Annotated in this window: 2 protein-coding genes and 1 pseudogene; all 3 read left to right on the top strand. The window is 74.2% G+C overall.

Features of this window, described 5'->3' with window-relative positions:
- Nucleotides 1-691: DUF5682 family protein (locus B7767_RS31260; protein WP_256923634.1), on the top strand; the 691-nt coding region annotated here is incomplete at its 5' end.
- A complete protein-coding gene (locus tag B7767_RS31255) occupies nucleotides 688-1,869 on the top strand; it encodes a VWA domain-containing protein (RefSeq protein WP_085575078.1) in 1,182 nt (393 codons plus the stop codon). The genes B7767_RS31260 and B7767_RS31255, both read left to right, overlap by 4 nt.
- Nucleotides 1,870-2,026: 157 nt before the next feature.
- Nucleotides 2,027-2,292 (top strand): annotated as a pseudogene (locus B7767_RS46680) (hypothetical protein); the annotation flags it as partial.

Raw genomic sequence — 2,292 nt, 5'->3', positions numbered from 1 at the left:
CCTCGCCGCGCGGGTCTTCGTCGGACTGCCCCCGGCCTGCGCGGCGCTGGACGTGGACGCCGCCGACGAGATGCGGCGCCATGTCGACGCGGTGCACGGCGCGGTGGCTCTCCTCGGCGACGCCCCCGCGCCGGGCCACGGGAAGCTGCGCGCCCGCTGGCAGTCGGTGCTGCGGACCCTGTCCGCACGGGACACCGTGCCCGGCGTCATACGGGGCCGGTCCGTGCGGCTGCTGCTGGACGGCGGGGAACTGGCGCAGGACGAGGCGGCGCGGCTCATGGGGCTCGTGCTGTCGCCGGGCACCCCGCCGGCGGACGCGGCCGCGTGGATCGAGGGCTTCGTCGGCGGCCCGGGCGGCGGACTGCTCCTGGTCCACGACGAGCGGCTGCTCGGGCTGGTCGACACCTGGCTGACGGACGTACCGGCGGAGGCGTTCACGGACGTACTGCCGTTGCTGCGGCGGACGTTCTCGGCGTACGAGCCGGGGGTGCGGCGCACTCTCGGGGAACTGGTCCGGCGCGGGCCGGGGACACGCGGCGGCACGGCGACCGCGATCTCCGGCACCCCCGGCTTCGCCCCCGAACCCGACACCGTCCGGGCGGACGCCGTGCTGCCGGTCCTGCGGCTGCTGCTCGGGCCGGACGGGGACGACGAGGGAGCACGCGACGAACCGGCGGGGGTGACGGCATGACGGACACACAGGACGGGGCGACCGCGACGACGGACCCGGCGCGGGAGCGGCTGCGGCGCTGGCGGCTCGTGCTCGGCGGGGACCCGGCAGACGGGACCGGACACGCCCTGTCCGGGCAGGACGCCGCGATGGACGGAGCGCTCGCCGCGCTCTACGGCAAGGGGGACGAACCGCGGGCGGGCCGCGACCGTTCGGCGGGGCTCGGCGCGTCGGCACCCTCGGTGGCCCGCTGGCTCGGGGACATCCGGACCTACTTCCCGTCCTCCGTCGTCCAGGTCATGCAGCGCGACGCCATCGACCGGCTCGGTCTCGCCACGCTCCTGCTGGAACCGGAGATGCTGGAGGCCGTCGAGGCCGACGTCCACCTCGTCGGCACGCTGCTGTCGCTCGACAAGGCGATGCCGGAGACGACGAAGGAGACGGCACGGGTCGTCGTGCGCAAGGTCGTCGAGGACCTGGAGGAGCGGCTCGCCACCCGCACCCGGGCCACCCTCACCGGAGCCCTCGACCGCAGCGCCCGCGTCAGCCGGCCGCGCCACCACGACATCGACTGGAACCGCACGATCGCCGCCAACCTCAGGCACTACCTGCCGGAGCACCGGACGGTCGTGCCCGAGCGGCTCGTCGGCTACGGGCGTGCCTCGCGGTCGGTGAAGAAGGAGGTCGTCCTCTGCGTCGACCAGTCCGGGTCGATGGCCGCGTCCGTCGTGTACGCGTCGGTGTTCGGGGCGGTGCTCGCCTCCATGCGGTCGGTCGACACCCGGCTCGTCGTGTTCGACACGGCGGTCGCCGATCTCACCGACCGGCTCGACGACCCCGTCGACGTGCTCTTCGGCACGCGGTTGGGCGGCGGTACGGACATCAACCGGGCGCTGGCGTACTGCCAGTCGCGGATCACCCGGCCCGCCGAGACGGTGGTCGTGCTGATCAGCGACCTCTACGAAGGGGGCATACGCGACGGGATGCTCAAGCGGGTGGCGGCGATGAAGGCGTCGGGGGTGCAGTTCGTGACGCTGCTCGCGCTGTCCGACGAGGGGGCGCCCGCGTACGACAGGGAGCACGCGGCGGCGCTCGCCGCGCTGGGCGCACCGGCGTTCGCCTGCACACCCGATCTGTTCCCGGAGGTGATGGCGGCGGCGATCGAGAAGCGGCCGTTGCCGATACCGGACGCGGGATGAGGCGCGGACTCGGGCCGGTGAAAACGGACATGAGTACCCATCGGTAACGGAGGGCTTGCGCAACCTCGGGAGTCGCGTGCAAGGATCGGCGCTGTTCGATTACAGGGACCCGTGAAGTGTCTTCAGCCGTCCCGCCGTCCGGGAGGACCCGCCCCCCTTGACCTGGTCAGCAGCCGTGCCCGGTGCCGCTCTGCGCGTGATGCGCGCGGCGGCCGGATGGCGTGCGGTCCGGTTGGCGCTGCTGGTGGGCGCGGTGTTCGTGCTCGGCGTGCTGTGCGGGGAGCGGGCGAGGGCGGCGGACGGCGGTCCGGCCGAGGGGACCTCCTCCACCACCGGGTCCGTCACCGTCGGTCCCGTCACCACCGGTGCCGTCACCGTCGGGTCCGCGGTGCCGGCCGGCTCGGGCACCGCGCCCGACTCGAA

This window comes from Streptomyces sp. 13-12-16, from assembly GCF_002114215.1.
Lineage (GTDB): Bacteria > Actinomycetota > Actinomycetes > Streptomycetales > Streptomycetaceae > Streptomyces.
The sequence above is the reverse complement of the archived record's forward strand: the minus strand, read 5'-3'. Positions and strand labels throughout refer to the sequence as shown.

Excerpts from the sequence above, each read along its gene's own strand:
- B7767_RS31255 (WP_085575078.1), top strand. The coding sequence starts at position 688 with ATGACGGACACACAGGACGGGGCGACCGCGACGACGGACCCGGCGCGG.